The sequence below is a fragment of the Halorubrum salipaludis genome, from assembly GCF_002286985.1.
Taxonomy (GTDB): Archaea; Halobacteriota; Halobacteria; order Halobacteriales; family Haloferacaceae; genus Halorubrum; species Halorubrum salipaludis.
Window position 1 is genome coordinate 309,182 of sequence record NZ_NSKC01000004.1, and the last position, 23,596, is coordinate 332,777.

The 23,596-nt window shown below is 71.1% G+C and carries 22 protein-coding genes; 10 read left to right on the forward strand and 12 right to left on the reverse strand.

Going from position 1 to position 23,596, the window contains the following annotated elements; translation table 11 throughout:
- Positions 1 to 102: 102 nt before the first annotated feature.
- The 3 genes from CK500_RS09550 to CK500_RS09560 form a co-directional block, all read right to left on the reverse strand.
- The gene (locus CK500_RS09550; protein ID WP_095636997.1) at positions 103 to 1,110 is read right to left on the reverse strand and encodes an ArsA family ATPase; all 1,008 of its coding nucleotides are present in this window, start codon (positions 1,108 to 1,110) and stop codon (positions 103 to 105) included.
- Positions 1,111 to 1,138: 28 nt separating this feature from the next.
- The gene (locus CK500_RS09555; protein WP_095636998.1) at positions 1,139 to 1,435 is read right to left on the reverse strand and encodes a hypothetical protein; all 297 of its coding nucleotides are present in this window, start codon (positions 1,433 to 1,435) and stop codon (positions 1,139 to 1,141) included.
- A 197-nt stretch (positions 1,436 to 1,632) separates the two neighbouring features.
- Entirely contained in the window at positions 1,633 to 1,839 is a 207-nt protein-coding gene (locus CK500_RS09560) for a hypothetical protein (RefSeq protein ID WP_095636999.1), read from the reverse strand.
- A gap of 119 nt (positions 1,840 to 1,958) precedes the next feature.
- On the opposite strand from CK500_RS09560, the gene CK500_RS09565 reads away from it, so the two are divergent.
- On the forward strand, positions 1,959 to 3,278 hold the full coding sequence (locus tag CK500_RS09565) for a CobW family GTP-binding protein (protein WP_095637000.1): 1,320 nt from the start codon (positions 1,959 to 1,961) through the stop codon (positions 3,276 to 3,278).
- Between the two features lie 83 nt (positions 3,279 to 3,361).
- Here CK500_RS09565 and CK500_RS09570 read toward each other — a convergent pair whose 3' ends face one another.
- The gene (locus CK500_RS09570; RefSeq protein ID WP_095637001.1) at positions 3,362 to 3,601 is read right to left on the reverse strand and encodes a hypothetical protein; all 240 of its coding nucleotides are present in this window, start codon (positions 3,599 to 3,601) and stop codon (positions 3,362 to 3,364) included.
- 129 nt (positions 3,602 to 3,730) lie between these two features.
- Entirely contained in the window at positions 3,731 to 4,057 is a 327-nt protein-coding gene (locus CK500_RS09575) for a hypothetical protein (protein ID WP_095637002.1), read from the reverse strand.
- A gap of 58 nt (positions 4,058 to 4,115) precedes the next feature.
- Between CK500_RS09575 and CK500_RS09580 the strand changes: the two genes are divergently transcribed.
- The 6 genes from CK500_RS09580 (at position 4,116) to CK500_RS09605 (ending at position 10,592) form a co-directional block, all read left to right on the forward strand.
- Positions 4,116 to 4,349 carry a hypothetical protein gene (locus CK500_RS09580; RefSeq protein ID WP_095637003.1) on the forward strand — a complete coding sequence of 78 codons (234 nt, stop codon included), beginning with the start codon at positions 4,116 to 4,118 and terminating at the stop codon, positions 4,347 to 4,349.
- Between the two features lie 132 nt (positions 4,350 to 4,481).
- On the forward strand, positions 4,482 to 5,159 hold the full coding sequence (gene upp, locus CK500_RS09585; protein ID WP_095637004.1) for a uracil phosphoribosyltransferase: 678 nt from the start codon (positions 4,482 to 4,484) through the stop codon (positions 5,157 to 5,159).
- A 149-nt stretch (positions 5,160 to 5,308) separates the two neighbouring features.
- Positions 5,309 to 7,066, forward strand: coding sequence for a Na+/H+ antiporter NhaC family protein (locus tag CK500_RS09590; RefSeq protein WP_233139020.1), 1,758 nt, complete (start codon positions 5,309 to 5,311; stop codon positions 7,064 to 7,066).
- A gap of 44 nt (positions 7,067 to 7,110) precedes the next feature.
- Entirely contained in the window at positions 7,111 to 7,329 is a 219-nt protein-coding gene (locus tag CK500_RS09595) for a DUF7569 family protein (protein WP_095637005.1), read from the forward strand.
- 104 nt (positions 7,330 to 7,433) lie between these two features.
- On the forward strand, positions 7,434 to 8,717 hold the full coding sequence (gene thrC / locus CK500_RS09600) for a threonine synthase (protein ID WP_095637006.1): 1,284 nt from the start codon (positions 7,434 to 7,436) through the stop codon (positions 8,715 to 8,717).
- 108 nt (positions 8,718 to 8,825) lie between these two features.
- A complete protein-coding gene (locus CK500_RS09605) occupies positions 8,826 to 10,592 on the forward strand; it encodes a sensor histidine kinase (protein ID WP_095637007.1) in 1,767 nt (588 codons plus the stop codon).
- 84 nt (positions 10,593 to 10,676) lie between these two features.
- Here the strand turns inward: CK500_RS09605 and CK500_RS09610 are convergent, their stop codons facing one another.
- The 3 genes from CK500_RS09610 to serA form a co-directional block, all read right to left on the reverse strand.
- Positions 10,677 to 11,990: a hydroxyacid-oxoacid transhydrogenase gene (locus tag CK500_RS09610; protein ID WP_095637008.1), complete on the reverse strand. Its 1,314-nt coding sequence runs from the start codon at positions 11,988 to 11,990 to the stop codon at positions 10,677 to 10,679.
- Complete coding sequence (locus CK500_RS09615; RefSeq protein ID WP_095637009.1) at positions 11,987 to 12,793, reverse strand: N-acyl homoserine lactonase family protein; 807 nt, start codon at positions 12,791 to 12,793, stop codon at positions 11,987 to 11,989. Before CK500_RS09615 ends, CK500_RS09610 begins: the two co-directional genes overlap by 4 nt.
- A 159-nt stretch (positions 12,794 to 12,952) precedes the next feature.
- Complete coding sequence (gene serA / locus CK500_RS09620; protein ID WP_095637010.1) at positions 12,953 to 14,557, reverse strand: phosphoglycerate dehydrogenase; 1,605 nt, start codon at positions 14,555 to 14,557, stop codon at positions 12,953 to 12,955.
- Positions 14,558 to 14,848: 291 nt separating this feature from the next.
- Between serA and CK500_RS09625 the strand changes: the two genes are divergently transcribed.
- Together CK500_RS09625 and CK500_RS09630 are read left to right on the forward strand one after the other, a co-directional pair.
- Positions 14,849 to 16,168, forward strand: a complete 1,320-nt coding sequence (locus tag CK500_RS09625) for a hemolysin family protein (RefSeq protein WP_095637011.1) — start codon at positions 14,849 to 14,851, stop codon at positions 16,166 to 16,168.
- A gap of 77 nt (positions 16,169 to 16,245) precedes the next feature.
- Entirely contained in the window at positions 16,246 to 17,076 is an 831-nt protein-coding gene (locus tag CK500_RS09630) for a DUF7504 family protein (protein WP_095637012.1), read from the forward strand.
- Between the two features lie 48 nt (positions 17,077 to 17,124).
- Here the strand turns inward: CK500_RS09630 and CK500_RS09635 are convergent, their stop codons facing one another.
- The 4 genes from CK500_RS09635 to CK500_RS09650 all read right to left on the reverse strand — a co-directional run bounded on the left by CK500_RS09635 (position 17,125) and on the right by CK500_RS09650 (position 21,735).
- Complete coding sequence (locus CK500_RS09635; RefSeq protein WP_095637013.1) at positions 17,125 to 18,423, reverse strand: HEAT repeat domain-containing protein; 1,299 nt, start codon at positions 18,421 to 18,423, stop codon at positions 17,125 to 17,127.
- A 183-nt stretch (positions 18,424 to 18,606) separates the two neighbouring features.
- Positions 18,607 to 19,185 (reverse strand): RNA 2',3'-cyclic phosphodiesterase, encoded by a 579-nt coding sequence (gene thpR / locus CK500_RS09640; protein WP_095637014.1) that lies wholly within the window; start codon positions 19,183 to 19,185, stop codon positions 18,607 to 18,609.
- Positions 19,186 to 19,285: 100 nt separating this feature from the next.
- The gene (locus CK500_RS09645) at positions 19,286 to 19,879 is read right to left on the reverse strand and encodes a hypothetical protein (RefSeq protein ID WP_198951539.1); all 594 of its coding nucleotides are present in this window, start codon (positions 19,877 to 19,879) and stop codon (positions 19,286 to 19,288) included.
- An 80-nt stretch (positions 19,880 to 19,959) separates the two neighbouring features.
- A complete protein-coding gene (locus CK500_RS09650; RefSeq protein WP_095637016.1) occupies positions 19,960 to 21,735 on the reverse strand; it encodes an excinuclease ABC subunit C in 1,776 nt (591 codons plus the stop codon).
- A gap of 181 nt (positions 21,736 to 21,916) precedes the next feature.
- Here CK500_RS09650 and CK500_RS09655 point away from each other — a divergent pair, with 181 nt between their 5' ends.
- A complete protein-coding gene (locus tag CK500_RS09655) occupies positions 21,917 to 23,533 on the forward strand; it encodes a methyl-accepting chemotaxis protein (protein WP_095637017.1) in 1,617 nt (538 codons plus the stop codon).
- Positions 23,534 to 23,596: the final 63 nt, after the last annotated feature.

Genomic DNA, 23,596 nt, shown 5'->3' on the forward strand with positions numbered 1-23,596 from the left:
GAGACTGGAACCGGTGGTGAGAACGGAGACCGGGAATCGGTGGTGACGAACCGGAGATCGAGCGCGAGCGGGACTGCGACCCGGTGTCGGCTCCGGAGACGGCTACCGCTCGGCGGAGGCGGGGTCCTCGGCGACCTCGCCGTCGCCGCCGTCGCCGCCCGTCTCGACGTCGAGCGCGGCCGCCACCTCGGCGAGCACGTCGCCGCGGACCTCGCTGGTCCGCGACTCGATCTCGGCGACGAGCGGGGGATCGAACCGCTCGCGGACCTGCCGGAGGCGGTCGCGTTCGGTCGCCGCCTTCTCGCGGAGGTAGCGCGCTCCGCGGCCCTCCTCGTCGTCGTCGGGCTCGGGGGTGAGCTTGTTCGCGACGAGCCCGCGGACGCGCAGATCGCGCTCGCCGAACCCCTCGATCGCCCGCTCCGTCTCGTTGACCGAGAGCTGGTCGGGGTTCAACACGAGGAAGAAGGCCGCGTCCTCCCGCATGGTGTCGCCCGCGAACTCGAAGAACTCCTTGCGCCGCTGGAGGCGCTCCAAGACGGGGTCGCCGTCCATCAGTCGGCGCGGCTCCATGTCGCCGATCGCGGCCTTCTCGAACAGGTCGATCGACTGCCTGCGCTTGTACAGCAGCCGGTCGATCCAGTCGCCGAGGAAGTCGGGGAGTTCCAAGAGCCGCAGCGTCGAGCCGGTCGGCGCGGTGTCGAAGACCACCCGGTCGTACGCCTCCCCCTCCTCGCGCATCACGCTCACGAACGCGTCGAACAGCGCGGCTTCGTACGCGCCCGGGGTCCCGTGCGACAGCTCCAGCTGGCGGTTGATCTCCGAGACCATCGCCGCCGACACCTGCTCGGAGAGCGACTCGCGGATCTCTTGAAGGTGCCGCTGCATCTCGTCTTCGGGGTCGATCTCCATCGCGTCGAGGCCATCGATCCCGTCGACCGGAGCCGGTTCGTCGCCGAACTGCTGGTCGAACACGTCCGACACCGAGTGCGCGGGGTCCGTCGAGACGACCAGCGTCCGCACCCCGTCGTTCGCGCAGCGGGACGCGTACGCGCAGGAGACGGTGGTCTTGCCGACCCCGCCCTTCCCGCCGAAGAAGACGAACCGCTCCATCACCGGCCCCCGGAGGTCGGTCCCGTCATCAGAAGTGGTACTGCTGTCCCTTCCGCTCGATCAGGGTCTCGCGGTCCCACAGCCGCCGCTCCCACGCCTCGAACTCGTCTTCGAGGTACGGGAGGAGCTCCGCGGTGTAGTACGAGATCGGCGAGGGGATCCCGAAGGCGTCGGGGAAACACGCGAGCATGAACTCGTCTTCCGCGTCCTCCGCCTCCTTCTCGATCTTCTCGTAGGCCGGGTGCGTGATCATCCCGTGGTACAGCCCACGGAGCCACTCGTCGAGCGCGGCCCGAAAGGCGGCGATCCGGTCTGCGATCGTCATGATCCATCGTGATGCCCCGGCGCGGTAAAAGCTGTCGCGGGCGGTCGAGACGGCTGGGACGGATGAAAAAGCGAGAGCGGGCGAGGCGGCCGGGGGGGACGGAAAAGCGAGAGCGGGCGAGGCGGCCGGGGGGGACGGGAAAGCGAGAGCGGGCGAGGCGGCCGAGGCGGACGGGAAAGCGAGAGCGGGCGAGACGGTCAGGCCGAGTTGCCGTCGGCGGCGAGTTCGCCCTGCGGCTCGTCGGCGTCGTCGCCCTCGCCGAGCTCCGGCTTGTCGTTGTCGCCGGGACTGGGGGAATGGACGCTGTTACCGATCGCGCCCCAGACGAGGTACAGCATCGCGACGACCATGAGCAGCGTCATGACCGTCGCAGCGATCCCCACCGCGGACACGTACTGGAACATGGTGCGCGGTCCGCGGGCGCGACGTATCAACGTATCGGCTTTCGACGGCGGGACGGCGCTCGCCGTCTCGGGAGACGCCTCCCCGCGGAGTTGAAGGGAGTCGCCGACCGAGGGGCCCCATGGACGACCGGATCCCGGTGACCGTGCTCTCGGGGAGCCTCGGCGCGGGCAAGACGACGCTGCTGAACCACCTCTTGCGGAACGCCGGCGACCGCGACGTCGCGGTGCTCGTCAACGACATGGGCGACGTGAACGTCGACGCCGAGCTGATCGCCGAGGAGTCGGAGGTCGGCGTCGAGGGCGTCACCGAGCTCTCGAACGGCTGCATCTGCTGCGAGCTGCAGGACGACCTGGAGACGGCCGTGGTGCGGCTCGCCAACGAGCGCTCCTTCGACGCCCTGGTCGTCGAGTCCTCGGGGATTTCGGAGCCCGCGCCGGTCGCTCGGCTGTTCACGACCGAGTCGCGCGCGGCGGCCCGGTATCGGGTCGACGCGCTGGTGACCGTGATCGACACGCGGCAGTTCCTCGACGCGTTCGCGGGCGACGAGGTCCCGGAGCGGCGGGTCAACCCGGACGCGGAGGGGGAAAGCGGGAGCGTCGAAGGCGGCGACGGAGGGGGAGACAGCGACGGAGGCGGCGACGGCGACGAGGGCGACGCCGAGCGCCCCCTCTCGGACCTCCTCGTCGAACAGATCGAGGTGTCGAACCTCGTCGTCTGTAACAAGGCCGACCTCTGTACCGACGCGGAGATCGACGAGGCGGTCGAGCTCGTGGGCGCGCTCCAGCCCGACGCGGAGACGGTCGTCACGGAGTTCTCCGCGGTCGATCCGGACCGGATCCTCGGCGTCGGCCTGTTCGACGAGCGCGCGGTCGGCGACCTGCCGGGGTGGAAGCGGGCGCTGGCCGAGGGGGAGGGAAGTCACGGCAACGGGAGTGACGGGGACGACCACGACCACCGCCACCCCGACGAGGTGTACGGCGTCACCTCCTTCACCTATCGCCGCCGCCGGCCGTTCCACCCCGACCGGATCGCCGCCGTCCTCCGCGACCTCCCGGACGACGTGGTCCGCTCGAAGGGGACGCTGTGGGTCGCGGGCACCGACCAGCGGCAGCAGGTCGGGCAGGCGGCACGGTCGGTCCGCGTCACCGCGCTCGGCCCGTGGATCGCGGGCCTCCCGTCGGTCGAGCGCGACATGCTGCGCTCGAACCGCCCGGACCTCGACTGGGACGACGAGCGCGGCGACCGCCGGACCGAGTTCGTCGTCATCGGGACCGGCGTCGACGAGGCCGCGCTGGTCGACCGGCTCGACGACGCCCTCCTCACGGACGCGGAGCTGGCCGACCTCGGCGGCGGCGCGATCGGCGACGACCCCGCCGCCGTCGACCCCGCGCCGTTCCCGACAGAACAGGGCGCCGAGGTCGCGCTCCGCGAGCCCTGAGCGCGGGGCGTCGCTCCGGGCACAGCTCGTCGCTCCGGGCGCAGCTCGTCAGTCGGGATCCGGCCCGCTGACGCGAGTCGCGTTCAGCAGGCGCAGCCGGACCCGCTCGCGCGCTCGAAGCGCATCGAGTCGCCGCAGTCGGGACACCGGGGGACCCCGTCGTCGTCGCGGTCGATCCCCCGGTCGTCGACCTCGACGTCGCGGACGCGGACGGTGCAGTCGTCGCACCAGTACGAGCCCTCGGAGCCGTCGCCGCCGGCGTCTCCGGGCGCGCGCTGGGTCGAGGCCGCCAGCGCGTCGGTGACTGTGTCAATTAGACCCATGAATGAAGTTCGCACGCCGATCCACCTCAGCGTCCCGCTGGCGTGCGATCCGATCGCACGACCGTTTTCGCCCCACGCGTCCGGCTCGCGGCGAACCCCCAGCGGGTCGACCGCGGCCCCCGTGGGAACTCAAAGCAGCGGCACCGTGAGTCCGATCAGGAGGACGCCGAGCGCGAGCGCGGCGTACACCAGGCGTTCGAACCGCGGCCCCGCCGGCAGGGGCCCGGCGTCGACCGCGGGCGCCTGCCGGACGAGCTGCCGGTACGCGACCCATCCCGCCCCGGCGAACGCGGCCGCGGCGGCCGCCAGCGACGCGCCGAGCGACAGCCCGTAGGCCGTCCCGAAGATCGGCCCGAACGAGAAGGCGAACATGAACGCCAGCCCCGCGGCCACCAGGAAGGGTACGGGGTCGACGGGGTCGCCGCGGCGGTTGCGGAGGCGTGGCGGCCGGACCATGGCCGCGGTACGGCGCCGACGGACAAGAGCTAAGTGGCGCACACGCGCCAGTCGGCGTATGAGCGAGGAAGACGGAGCGCCGGGCGACGACGAGGGGATCCGAGCCGGCGTCGAGGAGTCGACGGGCGACCCGCGGGTGGTGCTCGCGATGAACGCCGTGCTCTCGGCGTGGTTCGCGTGGGTCGTCGTCTGGGGGCTCGACTTCCTCGGGTTCATCACGCTCACCCTCCAGAACGTCGCGACGCTGGCGCTGATCCTCTTCGCGCTGACGTACGTGGCGGTGTTGCGGTAGCCGCCCCGGCGGCCCGCAGTCGGGGCCTCTCGCGGAACACGGCGGGGAACCGCGTCCGGAGACCGCGTTTGCGAGCCGACGAACCGGCGAGTTTCGCCATCCTTTAACTCGAACGGGGCTCTGTTCCCGACAATGACGATCGAAGATCGCGACGACGCGCACCTCATCACGCACGCGCTGGCGAAGGACACCCTCTCGCGGCTCCGCGACGTCGAGACCGAGCAGGTCGCCTTCCGGAAGGGGCTCGTGAAGCTCGGCCGGATCTGCGGCTACGAGATCATCGACGGCGCGATGGAGACCGAGTACGTCCCGGTGGAGACCCCCCTGGAGGAGACGACCGGCGAGCGCGTGAAAGGGCTCGACGACGTGGTCATCATCAACGTGCTCCGGGCCGCGACGCCGTTCGTCGAGGGGCTCCTCAAGGCGTTCCCGCGCGCGAAGCAGGGCGTCATCTCGGCCGGCCGCGACGAGGAGGCCGGGATGACCGACGACGGCGAGTTCCCGATCACCATCGACTACGTGAAGCTCCCCGAGATCCGACCCCAGGACACCGTGATCGTCGCGGACCCGATGCTCGCCACGGGCTCGACGATGTGCGCCGTCCTCGACCACGTCCTCAACGAGGCCGACGACTTCGAGGACCTGTTCGTCCTCTCGGCGGTCTCCGCGCCCGACGGGCTCGTCCGCGTGAGCGAGTCGGTACCCGAGGCCGACCTGCTGACGGTCGCCATCGACGACCGCCTCGACGACGACGGGTTCATCCTCCCCGGGCTCGGCGACGCCGGGGACCGGGCGTTCCGGACCGTCTGAGGCGACCGTTCGCGCGATTCTCGCGTATCACCGAGAGTTCCGTAATAATGTTCATTAGCGGGTGGTTCTGGACGTTCATTCTGCTATTTCCCGTTTATTTTTGACATCGCCAACGTCTTTATATATTCCCGCGGAGATAGCCGGAGCCGATGACGACCACGTACGGAGCGCTGTCGCTGGCGCCGCCGCTCGTCGCGATCGCGTTGGCGATGTACACCCGCCGGACGCTCGTGTCGCTTTTCGCCGGGGTCTGGATCGGAGCGCTGCTCGTCGCCGACTGGAATCCGATCGCCGCGACCGCGCTGGCGAACGACTGGCTCGTCGAGGTGGTGTTGAGCCCGTTCAACGCGAAGTTCCTCCTGTTGATCCTCTTTATGGGCGCCGGCGCGGCGTTCATCTACCGGTCCGGCGGCGTGCTCGCGCTCGAGCGGTGGGTCGCCGACCACGTGAACACGGCGCGCGACTCCCAGCTCCTGACCTGGGCGCTCGGCGTGTTCCTCTTTTTCGACTCCTACACGAGCACGATCGTGACCGGGAACGCGACCCGCGACCTCGCGCGGCGCAACGAGACGTCGACGGAGATGCACTCGTACGTGCTCGACTCGACGACGTCCCCGGTGACGACGTTCGGGCCGATATCGAACTGGATCGGCTTTCAGGTGTCGATGATCGTCGTCGGCTTCGAGGCGATCGACGCGACCGCCGGAGACTACGGGGTCACGCCGTTCGAGCTGTTCATCCGGTCGATCCCGTGGAACGTCTACTGTTTCATGGCGTTTTTCATGGTCGGGCTGATCGCGTTCACGCAGCGGTTCTACGGACCGATGCTGAACGCCGAGTGGCGCTCGCGCGCCGAGGGCAAGCCGCTCCGGGACGACGCGACGCCGCTTTCTGACGTGAGTTCCGACGTGGGCGAGCCCAGCGAGGCGAATCCGCGCCTCGCGAACTTCTTCCTCCCGCTCGTGGCGCTGATCGTCGTCGGAATCGTCTCGCTGTGGTGGCTCGGCGGCGGCGCGGACCCCGGCGTGAGCCTCGCCGAGTCCTTCGAGGAGACCGACGTCGCGCTCGGGCTGTTGTACGGCGCCTTCGCGTTCATGGTGACCGGCTTCGCCGGCGCCGTCGGCTTCCGGACGATGGACGTCGAGGAGGCCAGCGAGACGATGGTCGACGGCTTCGAGACGATGGTGATCGCCGCGGCGATCATCGTCCTCGCGTGGGGGATCGGTCACGCCGCGGAGCAGGTCGGCACCGCCGACTACGTCGTCGACCTGCTCGTCAGCGGCGGCGTGCCGGCGGGCGTCCTCCCGATTCTGATCTTCCTCGCGGCGATGCTGGTCTCGTTCACGACCGGAACGTCGTGGGGGACGATGTCGATCCTCACGCCGCTCGCCATTCCCCTCGGACTCGAGCTCGGCGGGATCGAGCTCCTCCCGGTCCTGCTCGGCGTGCTGTTCGGCGGGGCGATCTGGGGCGACCACTGCTCGCCGATCAGCGACACGACGGTGATGTCGTCGATCTTCGCCGGGGCGGATCACATCGATCACGTGAACACGCAGGTGCCGTTCGCGCTCACCGCCGCCGGAGTCACCCTCGGCGTCCTCGGGCTGTACGCGGCGGGCGTCCGGCAGATAACCCTGCTCTTCCCCCTCGCGGTCGCGCTCACCGTCGTCGCCGTCTTCGCGCTGAACCGGATTGACGCCCGCCGGAAGGGACTCCCCGAGGTGATGCCGACGGCGGCGGAGATCGACGCCGCCGACGCCGTGGGTGACGGGACGGAGACGAAAGGCGGCGCGGGCGTCGAGGGGAGCTACGCCCTCGTGTCGCCGGTGGCCGCCGGCGCGCTCGTCGTCGTCGTCGCGTACCTGATCTTCCTGGCCGGCTTCTTCGCGCTCGGCGGCGGCGCCTGACTCCGCCGACGTACTTTTAAGAGCCGCCCGCGCGACCGATCCGTATGAGCGACGCGCCGACGACCGAGCCCTGCGACGGCTGCGGCGAGCCCACCACGGACGCGCTCGCGCGCACCGTCCGGCTGAGCGTCGACCGGGCGAACATCGACACCCAGCGGCTCTGTCCCGACTGCTTCGCCGACTGGATCCAGCGGTATCAGGACCGGCTCGGCTCCGGCCGCGACGACGGCGACAGCGACAGCTCCGAGATCATCGTCGACTGACGGGACCGCGGCGTCGGCGCCCGGTGCCGATCCGTTGCCGACACGCCCGGCAACGTCCGTTCCGACCGCCCGTCTTAAGCCGCGGCGGCACTGACGGCGACGTAATGGACCTCGCCATCGACGCCCCGGCCCCGGCGGCGCCCGACTGCGCCGACGACGGGACGTGGCTCGCCTGCATCGCGTGCGACGAGACGTTCGCCCCCTTCGAGGACATCCGATACACCTGCGACGAGTGCGACGGGCTCCTGGAGGTGCGCTACGCCGACCCGCCGACGTTCGCGGAGTTCGGCGCGGGGGCCCCCTCCGAGGGCCCCGACCGCGGCGTCTGGCGCTACCGCGAGGCGCTCCCCTTCGACCTGGGCGTGACGCTCCCCGAGGGCGACACCCCGCTCCACCGCGTGCCCCGCATCGAGGAGTCCGTGGGGGTGGAGGCGCTCCGGATCAAACACGAGGGGATGAACCCCACCGGCTCGTTCAAGGACCGCGGGATGACGGTCGGGGTCCGGGTCGCCGAGGAGCTCGGCGTCGGCGCGCTCGCGTGCGCCTCGACCGGCAACACCTCCGCCGCGCTCGCGGCCTACGGCGGCCGCGGCGGGATGGAGACGCTCGTCCTCCTCCCGGAGGGGAAGGTCGCCGCCGGGAAGATCGCGCAGGCGAGCCTCCACGGCGCCCGCATCCTCGAAGTGGACGGCAACTTCGACGCCTGCCTCGACATCGTCCAGGAGCTGGCCGCCCGCGGCGAGGCGTACCTGCTCAACTCCCTGAACCCGTTCCGCCTGGAGGGCCAGAAGACGATCGGCTTCGAGATCTTAGAGGAGTTCCGCGACGATTACGGGACGTTCCCGGACCGGATCGTCCTCCCCGTCGGCAACGCGGGCAACACCTCTGCGCTTTATAAAGCGTTCCGCGAGCTGGTCCAGTCGGGCGCGCTCGAAGTCGACGAGGTCCCCAAGCTGACCGGCGTGCAGGCCGAAGGCGCCGCGCCGATGGTCGAGGCGGTCGAAGAGGGGAACGACGAGATTCGACGCTGGGAGGAGGTCGAGACGCGCGCGACCGCGATCCGCATCGGCAACCCGGTCAACGCGCCGAAGGCGCTCCCCGGCATCCGCAACACCGGCGGCACGGCGGTCGCCGTGAGCGACTCGGAGATCACCGACGCGCAGCGCGACCTCGCCGAGGAGGGCGTCGGCGTCGAGCCCGCCTCCGCCGCGAGTCTCGCCGGGCTCCGGAAGCTCCGCCGCGAGGGCGTCGTCGACGACGACGAGCGGGTCGTCTGCCTGACGACGGGGCACCTCTTAAAGGACCCCGACGCCGCCTACGAGGCCGGCGGCGACCCCGAGCCGGTTCCGAACGACGTGGACGCGGTCGTCGAACACCTGCGCGACTGAGTCGGGCGTCCGAACACCTGCGCGACTGCGTCGGATGCCGACGCGGGTTCTCAGACGCGACACGCTCGCAGTTTGTATTAAATATCAGAGCCGAATAGGGGAACCAACTTGATCGACATCCCGCTGACGGCGACCCTCTCGGCGGCGGCCGCGGTCGTCGCCGCGGTCGCCGCCGCCGTCGCGTTCGAGTTCCGGGACGAACCGGGGGGTCGCGCGGCGATCGCCTTCATGGCGGCGACCGCGTGGTGGTCGGCGGGGCTGTTCGGCGAGACGCTCGCGGCGACGGAGGCGGGGAAGCTGTTCTGGCTCAACGTCCAATACCCGGCGACCGCCGTCGTTCCGGTCGCGTCCGTCGCGTTCGTCGCGTCGTACCTCGGCTACGACGCGTGGCTCACCCGGCGGCGGATCCTCGCGCTCGCGGCCCCGCTCGTCGCCCTGACGCTCCTGAGCTGGACCAACGACGTTCACGGACTGGTCCGGACGGGGACGGAGCTGGTCGCGTACGGCGAGGGGACGGTGCTCTCTCGAGAGCTCGGGCCGGCGTGGTGGGCCGGCTGGCTCTACTCGCAGGTCCTGCTCGTCGGCGCGGTCGGGGCCCTCGCGTACGGCGTGTACGACTCGGCGCCCGCGTTCCGGGGGTTCGCCGCGCTGCTGTGTCTCGGCGGCGGGGCGCCGTGGGCGGCGCAGTTCGTCGTGATCGGCGGCGGCCCCGCGTTCCGGCCCGAGCTCCTGTTCGTCCTCACGGGCCTCTCCTTCGTGGTCGCCGTCCGCCGAGGACGGAGCCTCGGGGTCGCGCCCGTCGCCCGACGGCTGACCCTGGAGGCGATCCCCGATCCGATCCTCGTCCTCGACGCCGGCGGCCGGGTGGCGGACGCGAACCCGGCGGCGCGGGCGTGGCTCGGCGACGACGCGGTCGTCGGCGCCGCGGTCGCGGACGCGCTGGCCGACTTCCCGGCGATCCGCGGCGCGTATCGCCGGGGAGCGGCCCCCGACGAGCCGCTGCGGATCGCGGTCGGCGGCGAGACGCGCTTCGTCTCCCTCTCGGTCGTTCGCCTGCCGGCGCTCGGCAGGCGTTCGCAGGGGACGGTGCTCCTGATGCGAGACGTCACGGACTCGGAGCGGAACCGACGCGACCTCGAGGTGGCGAACGACCGGCTCCAGACGCTGACGCACGCGTTGGCACACGACATCAAGAACCCGCTCGCGGTCGCGGAAGGGTTCACGGAACTGGCGGGCGCGGGCGACGAGGCGGCGATCGACCGCGTGGAGACGGCCCACGACCGGATGTTCGAGATCGTCGACGAGACGCTCGCCGCGGTCGATCACCCCGACGCGGGGGGCGCAACCGGTGACGGCGCGTCGTTCTCGTTTGCGGCCGTCGCCGAGGCGGCGTGGCGAACGGCGGAGACCGACGACGCGACGCTGCGGATCGAGGGCGACGAGACGTACGACGCGGACGAGACCGCGGTCCGCAGCGTCTTGGAGAACCTCTTCCGGAACGCCGCGGTCCACGCCGGGGCGGAGCCGAACGTGACCGCGGTCGCGCTCGACGGGGGCTTCGCCGTCACCGACGACGGCCCGGGGATCCCGCCGGCGGAGCGGGAGCGCGTGTTCGACCGGGGCTACACGACCGCGGACGGCGGAACGGGGATCGGCCTGGCGTCGGTCGCGACGCTCGCCGCCGCCCGCGGCTGGACCGTCGGGATCGGCGCCGCCGGGACCGGTGACGACGACCGGGGGGACGAGGGGGTCGGCGGCGCCGCCGTCGTCGTCTCGTTCGGTGACCGTCCCTTGGAGTCGATGGCCGACCCCGTCGTCGCCGACCCCGACGCGGTCGTGGCGGCGTCGCGCGACGGTCGGTCGGGGTCGGCGTGAGGTCGCTCCCGGGGACGACGTAGGCAGCGGGGGGAGGCGGGACGTCGAAGGCGGGTGTCGCGCCAGACTGCACTCGCCGGTCCGCTACTCCCAGTTGTACAGCGCGTTTTGGAACACCTCCTCGACGTCCTCTTTCGTCACGGGTCGCGGATTACACCGGAGGAGTCGCTGTTGGCTCTCGACGGTGCTCTCGGCGAGCGCGCCGGTGTCGTCGACGGTGATCCCCGCCAGCTCGTTGAGCCCGCTCGGGAGCACGTTGAGGTCCTGCTGGAGCCGCACGAACTCCTCGCGGGCCTCGTCGGCGGCCTCGCGGGTGCTCATCCCGGAGGTGTCGGCGCCGAGCATCTCGGCGACCTTCGCGAACCGCGGCGGGTCGCTGGCGACGTTGTAGCCGAGGGTGCTCGCGGGCGTGAGCGCCGCGATCGTCTCCCCGTGGTAGGTGTGATAATTGTTGCCGACAGGATACGCCATCGCGTGCGCGAGGCTCGCGCCCGCGGTGAGCCCGGCGATCGCGCCGAACAGCGCGCCCTTCAGCATCGCGCCGCGGGCCTCGATGTCGTCGCCGTTGTTGACGACGCGGCGCACGTTCGACGAGAGGAGGTCGATCGCCTTCTCGCTGAACATCTCCGTGAAGCCGGTTCGTCCGGCGTACACCGGGCGGTCCGCGGGGTCCTCCGGTCGAAGGAGGTCGTCGTACCGGTGGGTGGTGTACCCCTCGATCGCGTGGCCGAGCGCGTCCATGGCGGTCTTCGCCGTGAGCTCCGGCGGCAGCGTCGTGGTGAGGGTCGGATCGAGCACCGCGGCGTCTGCCCGGACGTGCGTGCTGGAGATCCCCTCCTTGATCCCCTTTTCGGGCACCGAGAGGATCGCCACGGGCGAGATCTCGGAGCCCGTTCCAGCGGTCGTCGGCAACAGGATCAGCGGCGGACCGGACTCGGTGAGGTCCTCGCCCGCACCGGTCGGCGCGGCCACGTAGTCGAGTACGTCGCCGCCGTTGGCGACGATCGCCCGCGTCGCCTTCGCGGTGTCCATGCAGCTGCCGCCGCCGAGTCCCAAGTAGAAGTCGTACCCGTCGTCGCCCATCTCCTCGCGGACGAACGCGATACACTCCTCGACCGCCTCGATGCTGGGCTCGCGTTCGACGCCGTCGTACACGTCGACATCGAACCCGTCGGCCTCCAGCTCGTCAGCGACGCGGCCGACGTGGCCCAGCGAGGCGAGGTCGGAGTCGGTGACGATCAGCCCGCGACCCTCGCCGGAGAGCCCGATCTGGCCGAGCTGGTAGCCGAGTTCGTCGGCCGCGCCCGCTCCCACGCGGATCGCGGGCATCCGCACCTCCCAGACGGTCTCCGGCGAGAGCTCGTGCGGGTCGGCGGAGACGGAGCGCTCGTAGCTCACATTCCCCACCCCGGCTGGATGGCCTCGAACTGCTCCGGGTCGTGGCCGAACACGACCTCGGCGTCGTGCCGCCGCTCCAGCTCGCGGATGCGATTCATGCTCTCGGCCCACTCCGTCTTCCCCCACACGAGGGGACCGCCGAGGGGCGTCCCCTCCTCGTAGTTCTCGTCCATGTACACCTGATCGCCGGTGAACACCACGGTGCCGTCGGAGTCGAGGTGGATCACCGAGCCGGTGAGCCCGGGCGTGTGCCCGGGGAACCGGACGAACTCCAGGTCGGTGAAGTGCTCCTCTCGGTCGCGGTGAAGGACTCGCCAGTTCAGGTCGTGGTCGAAGTCGTCGAGGACGTACGCGCCGCTCCCCTCGTCCGTCTTCGCGCTGTAGTAGGCGAACTTCAGCTCCTTCTCGTGGACGTAGACCGGGGTGTCCGTGCCCGCGAAGAACTCCAGCCCGCCGGCGTGATCGAGGTGGAGGTGGCTCTGGAACACCGCGTCGATGTCGTCGAGCGAGTAGCCCGCCGCCTCCAGGTCGTCGTCGAGCCGGTGCTCGCTCGCGTCGTGCGGGTAGAAGGCCTGGACGAGCCCCTCCGGCCAGTGACCCTCGGCCGCGTCGTGGTGCGAGCCCGTGTCCCAGAGGATCGTCGCCTCGGGGTGGTCGATGACGAGGTTCCACACCGGGATCTCGTCGTACTCGGCGTCGGGGTTCGGCTCGTCGCGGCTCCCGATCGTGTTCGCCTCCATCATGTAGTTCATGTCGCAGTACAGCCCGCCGCGGTCGATGACGTGGACCTCCGCGTCTACCATACGGTTAGACATCTATCATAAATATTCATAAACATGATCCCGGCGGAGTTCCGGTTCCTCGGCACGCCGATCGACGCGGGATCGCGGCGCCACGGCTCGTCGTTTCCGCCGAATATTGGGTCGAGAACGGTCAGACCGCAGTTCGGGGTTCGGAGTTCGCTACTCCGCCGGCCGCTCGTCGGCGTCGTCCAGCGTGATCTCGGTGACCTCGACGATCCGGCCGTCGTCGAGCAGGGCCTCGATCGCCTCGTCGGGCACGTCCTGATCGAGGTTGTAAACGGTGAGCGCCTCGCCGCCCTGCGTCTCGCGGGCGTTGTACATCCCGGCGATGTTCACGTCGTAGTCGCCGAGCACGGTGCCGATGAGCCCGATGACGCCCGGCTCGTCGGTGTTGCGCGCGACCAGCATGTGACCGTACGGGACCGCGTCGACGCGGAACCCGTCGATCCGGACGATGCGCGGGTCCTCGCCCGCGAACAGCGTCCCCTCGACCGCGATCGAGTCCTCGCCGTTGTGGACGGTGACCCGGACGAGGCTCTGGAAGTCCTCCGTCTGGCGGGTCTTCGACTCGGTCACCTCGATGCCGCGCTCCTCGGCGAGCCGGGGCGCGTTCACCGCGTTCACCTGCCACTCCAGCGGCTCGAAGACGCCCTTCAGCGCGCTCGCGGTGACGAGCTCGACGTCCTCCGCGGCGATGTCGCCCTCGTAGGTCGCCTCGACCTCCGTGATCCGGCCGTCGAGCAGCTGCGCGGCGACCTTGCCGGCGGTCTCCGCCACGGCGATGTACGGCTTGATCCGGGGGAACGCCGTCTCGTCGACGGAGGGCGCGTTGAGCGCCGTGAGGACGGGCTCGTCGGCGAAGGCCGAGAGCACCGCCTCCGCGGTGTCGACGGCGACGTTCTCCTGTGCCGCCTCCGTCGAGGCGCCGAGGTGCGGCGTCACGACGACCTCCTCGACGTCGAGCAGCGGCGAGTCCTCCGAGAGCGGCTCCTCGGCGAAGGAGTCGAGCGCGGCGCCCGCGAGGACGCCGTCGTCGACCGCCTCGGCGAGCGCGTCCTCGTCGACGATGCCGCCGCGGGCGCAGTTGATCAGGTAGCCGCCCTCCAGCTGGGCCAGCTCGTCCTCGCCGATCATCCCCTCGGTCTCGGGGAGCAGCGGGGTGTGGATCGTCGCGAAATCGCCGCGCGCGAGCGCCTCGTGGAGGTCCTCGACGAGCTCGGCGCCGAGCCGGTCGGCGCGCTCCTCGGAGATGTACGGGTCGTAGACGACGAGATCCATCCCAAGCGAGTCGAGGCGCTTGGCGACCTCCTGGCCGACGCGGCCAAGGCCGACGATGGTGAGCGTCTTGTTGTTCACTTCGGTGCCGAGGAACTCGCCTTTCGCCCACTCGCCGTCGACGAGGCGGCCGTGCGCCTGCGGGATCGAGCGCGCGACGGCGAACGTCATCGCGACCGTGTGCTCGGCGGCGGCCCGGACGTTCCCGTCGGGCGCGTTGGCGACGATGACCCCGTGGTCGGTGGCGGCCTCGATGTCGATGTTGTCGACGCCGATGCCGGCGCGCCCGACGATGACGAGGTCGGAGGCGGCCTCGAAGACCGCCTCGTTCACGTCGGTCCCGGAGCGGACGATCAGCGCGTTCGCGTCGCTCACGGCGTCGAGCAGGTCGTCGCCCTCGATCTCGTAGTCCGTCACGACCTCGTGGCCGGCGTCTCGGAGTCGGTCCAACCCCGCGTCCGCGATGGGGTCGGTCACGAGTACCTTCATGGGCGTTTCCACCGGCGGCGGGAGGTTAACCCTTTCCTCATCGCTCCGTTTTGCCGGCCAAACGGATCCGCGTCCGTGGGCATCTACCCCTCCGTTTCGACTGGAGAATACGTATTCATGTATAGACCTCGGTTCGGGTTCGGTTCACATCCCCCAGCTCCGTCGTCGCTCGCTCACGACCGAACCCGAAACCTGCACGATCGCGGGCGCTCGCGAGCGCTCACCGCGACGCGCCGATGCCGCTTTTGGACGCTCCGGTACTGCCTTTTATATCCGCCCGCATGGGCCGACATGGACATCACGATCGCCTTTGCGGGCGTGGCGGCCATCCTCGTGTTGACGGGGATAAGCGCCTTCTTCTCCAGCTCGGAGCTCGCCGTCTTCTCGGTCCCGACCCACCGCGTCGACTCCCTGCTCGCCGCCGACGTGCCCGGCGCGCGGGCGCTGTCGGCGCTCAGAGAGGACTCGCACCGCTTCCTCGTCACTGCCCTGGTGAGCAACAACGTCGCCAACATCGCGGCCGCGTCGGTCGCGACCGCGGTGTTCGTCCGGTTCGGCTTCTCCGGGGGACAGGCCGCGACCGGGTCGACGCTGGTCACCTCGGTGTTCGTCATCGTCTTCGGCGAGATCGCGCCGAAGTCCTACGCGGTGGCGAACGCCGAGAAACACGCCTTGCGGGTGTCCAGACCGGTGGTGGCGATCCAGCGGGTCATCCGCCCGGTGCTGTACGTGTTCGAGGCGCTCTCCGGGATCGTCAACCGGTTCACCGGCGGGGAATCCGCCATCGAGTCGTACCTCACGCGCGAGGAGATCGAGACGCTCGTCCTCTCGGGCGAGGCGGCCGGCGCGCTCGATCCGGACGAGGGCGCGATGATCCGCGGCGTCCTCGACCTGGAGTCGGTCCGCGTGTCGGCGGTGATGGTCCCCCGGACCGACATGGTCGCGCTGCCGGACACCGCCACGCCCGCCGAGGCGGTCTCGACCGCCGCCGCCGAAGGCGTCACGCGCATGCCGGTGTACGGCGAGAACCGGGACGACGTGGTCGGCGTCGTCGACCTGCGCGACGCGGTCGGCGCCGACGAGCGCGGGGAGCCGCTCGCGAGCGCGCTCCGCGAGCCGACCTTCGTCCCGGAGACCCAGCCGGTCGACGAGCTGTTCGCGACGATGCGGGCGAGCGACCTCCGGATGGCGATCGTCGTCGACGAGTTCGGCGCGGTGGTGGGGATCGTAACCTTAGAGGACGTGGTCGAGGAGGTCGTCGGCGAGCTGGTCGGGCGGTGGGAGACCGACCACGTCGACGTGGTCGCGCCCGACGCCGCGGTCGCGCGGGGGTGGACGACCGTCGCCCACCTCAACGAGACGCTCGGGCTGGGCCTCCCGATCGACGGGGGCGCCGAGACCGTCGCGGGGCTGATCACGCAGCACCTCGGGCGGGTCCCGGCCGAGGGTGACCGCGTCGAGATCGGCGACGTGACGCTCTCCGTCACGGGCGCGACCGCGACGAGAGTGACCCGAGTGCGGGTCGAGCACCCGGGGATCGGACCCGGGAGCGACCGCAGCGAATCGGACGGCGTCGAGACAGCCGACGCGAGGGCCGACGAAACCGAATGACCCGGTCACGTCGACGATCTCTCGTAACACAACATACATATTCGTCCGAGGGAATCTGACGGTATACGTTCTCGATCATGATGGCTCGATGGGGGTGTGACCGATGCGGGTTCGCCGCGTGGACGACGGACCGGTCGTCGATGCGCGAGGTCACCGGCACGCACCTGCTGGCGCACCACTCCGAGGCCGTCAGCCGGTCCGACTTCCGGACGACGTGGGACTGTCCGTACTGCGCGACGACGAAGACGGCGTACGACGCGGACGGCGCGGTCGAGGAGTTCAAGGCGCACCTCCACGAGCACGTCGCCGACCGGATCGAGGAGGGGGTCCACGTCGCCGACCGCGTCTCGTGGAACGGGACGGTCCAGGTCGCCGCGCCCGTCGACAGCGCGGACGCCGACGCGCTCCGCGCGCACTTCCACGCGGGCGGCGATCTGGTGATCGCGGTCACCGCGAACCCGGAGCGCACCGTCCGGCTGCTCCACGAGGAGCTGGACGCGTGGCCGCGCCGAACCGTCGTCGTCAGCACGGAGGCGTACCCCTTCGAGGAGGCGCCCGACCTCGACTTCTCCGAGATTCCCATCGAGGTCGTCGAGCTGGACCCGCGGCTCGGACCGGACGAACTCGGGGAGACGGTGTCGCGGATCATCGACGCCAACCGGGTCGCGGGCGACGCGATCTCGCTGGAGGTGAGCGTGTTCCACGAGGTCGTGCGCTCCTTCGACCTCCGGACCGCCTGCGACTTCGTCCGGATGCTCTCGGCCCGGCTGGACGACGACGGCGGCGTCCTGCAGCTGTACGTCGACGCCGACGCGGACCCGAACGTCTCGACGGTGCTGAACTTCCTCGACGACGAGATCGACCTGACGGTCGCGGGCGAGGACGGCCGGTTCGTGCGCCGGGGGTAGCGACCCCGCGACGCCGTGGCGCCGCGGCCTCGACTGTCGGGCGACCGACTACTCGGCGTGCTTCTCCGTGTAGTCTACGGGCCGCCGGACGTAGACGTACTCGATAGACCGGTCCGCGGCCGACGCTGCCGTCCGTCGCTTGAGCCGGCGGAGCACCGACTGCGCGCGCTCCCTCGCGTCCGGATCGGCCTCGGCGTCGCCGGCGAGCCGGCGGACCTCCCGTTCGAGCGCCGGGGCATCGGACCGAGAGAGGTACGCGGCGGCGATGTCGGCGACGTACCGGTCGTCGCTCCCGAGCGCGTCGAGGAGCCGCGAGACGGCGGTTTCGCTCGGTCCCGCGCCGTCGCGCTCGACGAGCTCGCAGCACAGCCACATCGCGTGTCGCCTGGCCGCCGGGGTGACCCGCTCCGGCTTCCCGTCCGACGCGACCTCGGAGAGCAGCCGCGTGACCGCGCCGTCGCCGTCGCTCCGAAACGGTCGGTCGGTCGCGAGCCGGTCGCGCACGTCTCGTCCCCGCACCGCGTCGCTATCCGCGACGAGCCGCGCCAGTGACGCCGCCGCGGCGCGCCGCACCGCCGGTGAGGGGTCCCGCATCGCGTCGATCAGGATCGCCGCCGATTCGGGGTGGTCCAAGCCGTGGAGCCGCTCGACGACGGTCTTCCGGAGGCGGTCGCTGCCGTCGTCGGCCGCGGCCGCCAGCAGCTCCGTCGCCTCGGTCGTCCCGATCGACACCAGCGCGTCGACGGCCGCGCGCCGAACGAGCGCGTTGGGCGCGCGCAACAGCGGGCGAACCGAGGCGACCGCCTCGCCGCCGCGGGCGGCGTACGAGCGCACCGCCCGCGCCCGCACCCGGGCGTCGTCGTCGTCGAACGCCGCGCGGAGGCGGTCCGTCGCGTCCGGAGACTGCCCCGCGTCCGGCGACCGCGTCGCGTCCGCGGCGCCGCGCATCTCCGAGGGACCCGCCGCACCCAGCCCGGTCGCGCCGACCATCCGGTAGGCCGCGTGGTCGCTCGTCAGCCACCGAGCGAACACCGTCTCGGGGTCGGCGTCGCCGTCTCGACGCCGGACCGCGGCCGCGACGCGCGAGACGAGTTCATCGATGTACCGATCCCCGTGGAAGTACAGCGCGTCGATCGCCTCCGCGCGGACCGTCGCGTCGTCGTCGGTGAGCACGACTCGCAGCAGTCGATCGGCGATCCGGCGCTCGCTACCCACCATCGAACTCGACGGGTTCCCGAGCGCCTCGACGGCCTCGAGGCGCGTCGCCGCGTCGTTCTCCTCGTCGAGCAGCGCGAACGCTCGCGGGCGCTCGTCGCCGGTCCGGTCCGATCGCGAGTCGTCCTTCATCTGTTGACATGTCAGCCATCGCCGCGATTAAACGTGCCCCCGAGAGAATCATCTGTGAGAATTTCGTCGGGACACCTTCGCGTTCCGGGACTCGTCGTTCTCGCGGGCGTCACGGTCGGGACGGTCGAGGCGATCGACGGTCAGGACGATCGGCGCAATGTTTGGGATCGGCGACACCGACCGCTACAGTCCGAACGACGCGACGGTCTCGTACTCCGGCCCGTCGCTCGTCAGCGCCGATTTCACCAGCCGAACGTCGTCGACCGCGAACCGCCCGATGTCGGGGTCGCGCTCGCGGACGGTCTCGCGTACCAGCTCCTTCCCGCGGGCGTCGTTCATCCGGGCGAGCGTGACGTGCGGGGTGAAGTCGTGCTCCTCTGAATCGACGCCGAGCTGGGTCGTTTCCGCTTCGAGGGCCTCGTGGAGCGCGGTCAGCTCCGCGCTCCCCGCGTCGACGCCGGCCCAGACGACGGAAATGTAGTCAAGGCTCGGGAAGACGCCGAACCCCCGGACGGCACACTCGAAGGGGCCGACATCGGCCGTCTCGACCGCGCGCTCGCCGGCCGCGATCACGTCGTCGAGGGTGGGTTCGGTGGACGCCTCAGTCTGGTCCTCGCCGATTTCCCCGAGAAACTTCAGCGTCACGTGCGCCTGCTCGGGATCGACGAACCGCAGGCCGTCGGCGCCCTCGAACGCGGCCTGTGCGTCCGCGACGGAATCCGCGAGGTCCGCGGGCAGGTCGGCGGCGAAGAACGCGCGCATGGACGGCCGGGAGTTGGGCGAGATCGGGTATAAGCGTACGGTGAAGGCGGGGTCTGCGGCTCGACGGCGCGGCGATCGGACGACGCCAGTCGACTCCGGCTCAGAGGCCCCCGTTGAACGCCCAGAAGGCGACGGCGGGCGACAGCGCGAGGAGGGCTCCGAGGGCGACCGTCCCGAGGACGGTTCGCGCGGCGAGTTCGCCCGGGGACGTCTCGTACCGCCACAGCTGGAGGGAAACGAAGATCACGGCGACGAGCGCGCCGCCGAGGTGCAGGAAGGAGGGCCCGAAGACCGCCGGGGTCCCCCCGGGATCGCTCGGTAGACCGATCTGGACGCCCATCCCGACGGCGCCGACCGCGGCGGACGCCAAGACGTACGCGAGACCGGCGGCGGCGTGCCGGAGGGCGGCGGCGGCCGAGAAGGGATGAGGCTCGTCGGACTCCGGCCGCGGGGCCGCGAAGCTCGCGATCCCGGCGTAGGAGAGCGGAAGCGTTCCCAGCGCGACGATCGCCGCGTACGGGAACGCGGAACCGACGGCGAGGATGAGGATCGCGGCGGTGATGGCGTAGGTCCGCGTCGTCGCCTCGCCGAGCACGATCGGGGGCGCGACGAGCACGGCGATCGCCACCGCGAGAAACACGGCCAACGGGACCGAGTGACGCCTGAGCGACCGGGAGGGAGAGGGCGGAGACATGCCGTGGAGTTCCCGAGTCACCCGTAAGTAGCTTCGGTGGGGGTGAGGCGGTCTCGCACGCGTCGGGAGAGTTCGGTGCCTTACAACCGCTCACGGAGCGTCTCGGCGGTCGCGTCGCCGACCCCCTCGACGTCGGTGAGGTCGTCGGCGGAGGCCTCGCGCACGCTCTCGACCGACCCGAACCGGCGCAGGAGCCGGCGGCGCGTCTGGGGGCCGACGCCGGGCACGTCGTCGAGGACCGTCTTGACCTCGTCGCGGACGGTCTGGTGGTAGGAGACGGCGAAGCGGTGCGCCTCGTCGCGGACCCGCTGGAGCAGGTGCAGTTCGGGGGCGTCGTCGTCCCACCGACGGGTCCCGGTGGGAGTCACAACCAGCTCCTCGGCCTTCGCCAGGGCGACGACGGGCACGTCCCAGCCGGTCTCCGCGAGCGCGTCGCGCGCGGCGCCGAGCTGGCCCTCGCCCCCGTCGATCAGGAGGAGGTCCGGGTCGGGGCGGTCGTCTTCGCCGGCGAGCGCGCGCTCGGCGCGCCACCGGACCAGCTCGCGCATGTTCGCGTAGTCGTCGTTGCGGTCGGTGAGCTTCTTCCGGCGGTAGTCGCTCGTCTCCGCGCTCCCGTCGACGAAGCACACGTCGGAGCCGACCACCGCGGTCCCCTGCGCGTGGCTCACGTCGAACCCCTCGATCCGGTCGGGGCGATCGATGCCGAGCCGTTCGCCGAGCGCGCCGACCGGATCCTCGCGGCCGCCGCGCTTGCGGGCGTTCTTCAGGGCGAGCTCGACGAGCTTCGCCTCGCGGCCCGCGCCGGGGACACGGACGGAGACCCCCTCCGCCTCCAGCCAGTCGACCACGTCCGAGTCCGAGGGACGCTCGGCGAGGAGGACCGCGTCCGGGAACTCCCGCTCGGCGTAGTACTGCGCGAGGAACGCCGAGAGGACGGCGGCGGGGGTGTTGGCGTCGGGGTCGGCGGCGTTTTCGCTCGCGTCGCCGCCCTCACCCACCGCCGCCGCGTCCAGCCGGTGCCGGCTGCGGTCGACCAGCTGGCCGCGCTCGCTGTGCAGCCGGGCGACGCGGGCGGTGTCGCCCTCGACCGCGGCCGCGAGCACGTCGACGGTGCGGTCGTCGGTGCGGTCGCTGACGGCCTCGCCGCCCTCGCCGTGGAACGCCTCGACCGCCTCCAGCCGGTCGCGGAGGTTCGCGGCGCGCTCGAACTCCGCGCTCTCGGCGGCGGCCTCCATCCGCCGACGCAGGGGGTCGGCGAGGACGCCAGTCTCGCCCTCGAAGAACCGGCGGGCGGCCGCCACGTCCTCGGCGTAGCCCTCGGGGTCGATCTCGCCGGTGCAGGGGGCCGAGCAGATCCCCATCTCGTAGTCGAGGCAGGGGCGGTCGCGGTTCGCGTACTTGTGGTCGGAGCAGCCGCGGAGGCGGTACTCGTCGCGGATCGCCTTCACCACCGTCTCCACGCGGCCCACGTCCGTGAACGGCCCGTAGGCGACCGCGCCGGCCTCGGGGTCGCGAGTCACCTCGATCCGGGGGACGGGGTGGTCGGAGAAGGCGACCAGCGGGTACGACTTGTCGTCTTTCAGCCGGACGTTGTACCGCGGCCGGAGCCGCTTTATCAGGTTCGCCTCCAGGAGGAGCGCCTGCGTCTCGGTGTCGGTCACCGCGAACTCGATCCGGTCGGCGCGCCCGACCATCCCGCGGATCCGCCCCGAGCGCGGGTCGGCGTACGACCTGACGCGGTCGCGGAGGTCGACCGCCTTGCCGACGTACAGCGTCGTCTCCCCGGCCCGGAACTGGTACACGCCGGGCTCGGTCGGGAGGTCCGCGGCCCGCTCGCGCACGGCATCGGCGTCCATCGAATCTGCGTAGCCGCCGCGCGCGTTTGAACGCTACGGGCGGATATCGGCGCCGCAGGAGGATACCGAGGCCGGGGACGGACATCGAGTCCGTCTCGCCGTCTGACGGGGCGGGAAATTATCAAACGTGAGTAACGGGGGGAACGGTTTATCCGGGTGCTTGGGAGAGTCCCGCGTAGATATGACGGGACTTCGAGGGCTGCTCCGACGGGCGTTCGGTCGGGATCGGGACTCGCGGTCGGTCCCGGACGGCGGCGTCGTCGTGGACGATTCCGACGCCGGGGGGCCGTCGGGCGAGGCGTTCGGGACGGACGCGAGCGAAGGCGAGTCGTACAGCATCGCGGAGGCCGACGGGGCCAACCGGGCCGAGACGCTCGCCGCCGCCGGCTTCGAGCAGGTGTTCAACGCCACCGGCGTCCCGACGTTCATCCTGGACTGCGAGGGGAACGTCGCCGAGTGGAACGAGTCGATCGCGTCGCTCACGGGGAACGATCGCGAGGACGCGATCGGCCACGCGCACGTCTCGGAGCTGTTCTACCCCGACGGGCGACGGGCCGACACCCTCGCCGACAAGGTGCTCGACGCGCCGGAGACCGCCGACGAGAAGTACGGGGTCGAGCGCTGCGGCTCGGCGCAGACCCGCTACCGCGACACCAGCACGATGGTCGACCGCCACGGCGACGAGAAGCACATCGAGTTCACGGCGACCCCGCTCTACGACGGGGACGAGCTCGTCGGCGTCACCGAGGTCGTCATCGACCGGACGGAGAACATCAACCAGCGGGACGCGACGAAGAAGCTGGTCTCCGAGATCCGCGACACGGCCGAGGCGATCGGCGACGGGAACCTCGACGCCCGCGCCGTCTGCCACGAGGAGTGCGAGAGCCTCGACGAGGAGCTGCTGGGCGTCATCGGCGTCGTCAACCAGATGGCGGAGAACCTCCAGGACCTCTCCGAGAGCGTCCACGAGCAGGCCCGCCAGATCGACCAGACGGTCCAGAAGGCCAGCACCGCGGCCGCGGACATCGCCGAGAACGTCGACGAGCAGAACGAGCTGTTAGAGGAGAGCGTCTCCGAGATGCAGTCCTTCTCCGCGGGGATGGAGGAGGTCGCCGCGACGGCCGACCAGGTCGACTCCGCCGCGGTCGCGGCCAGCGAGGCCGCGGACGAGGGGCTCGACGCCAGCGAGGACGCCCGCGAGGCGACCGAGGACGTGGTCGAGATCGGCGACGAGCTCGTCGAGAGCGTCGGCGCGCTCTCGGAGCGCATGGACGACATCGAGGAGGTCATCGAAGTCATCTCCGACGTGGCCGAGCAGACGAACCTGCTCGCGCTGAACGCCAACATCGAGGCGGCCCGCGCCGGGGAGGGCGGGGACGGCTTCGCGGTCGTCGCCGAGGAGGTGAAGAAGCTCGCCGACGAGACCCGCGGCTACACCGAGGAGATCACGGAGAGCCTCGCCGAGCTGCAGGCGCAGTCCGACGAGACGAGCACCGCCGTCGAGCGCTCGCACGACCGCATCGAAGACGCGGGCACCGAGATCGAGACGGTGCTCGACTCGCTCGAGGACATCGCGGACGCGGTCGACGAGGCCGCCGCCGGCGTCGCCGAAGTCGCGCGGACCACCGACGACCAGGCCGCGACCGTCGAGGAGCTCACGTCGTCGCTGGAGGCGGTCCGCGAGCGCTCCGACCGCACCGAGGAGGCGACCGACCGCATCGTCGACGCCACCGACGACCAGGAGCTCGCCGTCGACGAGCTGATCACCCGCGTCGAGCGGCTGGACGCCCGTCAGTAGCGAATCGGCCGGCGCCTCACGCCTCCGCGTTCTCTCTGCCGCCGAACGTTTAACCCCGCCGAG

Excerpts from the sequence above, each read along its gene's own strand:
- CK500_RS09550 (WP_095636997.1), bottom strand. The coding sequence starts at position 1,110 with ATGGAGCGGTTCGTCTTCTTCGGCGGGAAGGGCGGGGTCGGCAAGACC.
- CK500_RS09555 (WP_095636998.1), bottom strand. The coding sequence starts at position 1,435 with ATGACGATCGCAGACCGGATCGCCGCCTTTCGGGCCGCGCTCGACGAG.
- CK500_RS09560 (WP_095636999.1), bottom strand. The coding sequence starts at position 1,839 with ATGTTCCAGTACGTGTCCGCGGTGGGGATCGCTGCGACGGTCATGACG.
- CK500_RS09565 (WP_095637000.1), top strand. The coding sequence starts at position 1,959 with ATGGACGACCGGATCCCGGTGACCGTGCTCTCGGGGAGCCTCGGCGCG.
- CK500_RS09570 (WP_095637001.1), bottom strand. The coding sequence starts at position 3,601 with ATGGGTCTAATTGACACAGTCACCGACGCGCTGGCGGCCTCGACCCAG.
- CK500_RS09575 (WP_095637002.1), bottom strand. The coding sequence starts at position 4,057 with ATGGTCCGGCCGCCACGCCTCCGCAACCGCCGCGGCGACCCCGTCGAC.
- CK500_RS09580 (WP_095637003.1), top strand. The coding sequence starts at position 4,116 with ATGAGCGAGGAAGACGGAGCGCCGGGCGACGACGAGGGGATCCGAGCC.
- upp (WP_095637004.1), top strand. The coding sequence starts at position 4,482 with ATGACGATCGAAGATCGCGACGACGCGCACCTCATCACGCACGCGCTG.
- CK500_RS09590 (WP_233139020.1), top strand. The coding sequence starts at position 5,309 with ATGACGACCACGTACGGAGCGCTGTCGCTGGCGCCGCCGCTCGTCGCG.
- CK500_RS09595 (WP_095637005.1), top strand. The coding sequence starts at position 7,111 with ATGAGCGACGCGCCGACGACCGAGCCCTGCGACGGCTGCGGCGAGCCC.
- thrC (WP_095637006.1), top strand. The coding sequence starts at position 7,434 with ATGGACCTCGCCATCGACGCCCCGGCCCCGGCGGCGCCCGACTGCGCC.
- CK500_RS09615 (WP_095637009.1), bottom strand. The coding sequence starts at position 12,793 with ATGGTAGACGCGGAGGTCCACGTCATCGACCGCGGCGGGCTGTACTGC.
- serA (WP_095637010.1), bottom strand. The coding sequence starts at position 14,557 with ATGAAGGTACTCGTGACCGACCCCATCGCGGACGCGGGGTTGGACCGA.
- CK500_RS09625 (WP_095637011.1), top strand. The coding sequence starts at position 14,849 with ATGGACATCACGATCGCCTTTGCGGGCGTGGCGGCCATCCTCGTGTTG.
- CK500_RS09630 (WP_095637012.1), top strand. The coding sequence starts at position 16,246 with ATGATGGCTCGATGGGGGTGTGACCGATGCGGGTTCGCCGCGTGGACG.
- CK500_RS09635 (WP_095637013.1), bottom strand. The coding sequence starts at position 18,423 with ATGAAGGACGACTCGCGATCGGACCGGACCGGCGACGAGCGCCCGCGA.
- thpR (WP_095637014.1), bottom strand. The coding sequence starts at position 19,185 with ATGCGCGCGTTCTTCGCCGCCGACCTGCCCGCGGACCTCGCGGATTCC.
- CK500_RS09645 (WP_198951539.1), bottom strand. The coding sequence starts at position 19,879 with ATGTCTCCGCCCTCTCCCTCCCGGTCGCTCAGGCGTCACTCGGTCCCG.
- CK500_RS09650 (WP_095637016.1), bottom strand. The coding sequence starts at position 21,735 with ATGGACGCCGATGCCGTGCGCGAGCGGGCCGCGGACCTCCCGACCGAG.
- CK500_RS09655 (WP_095637017.1), top strand. The coding sequence starts at position 21,917 with ATGACGGGACTTCGAGGGCTGCTCCGACGGGCGTTCGGTCGGGATCGG.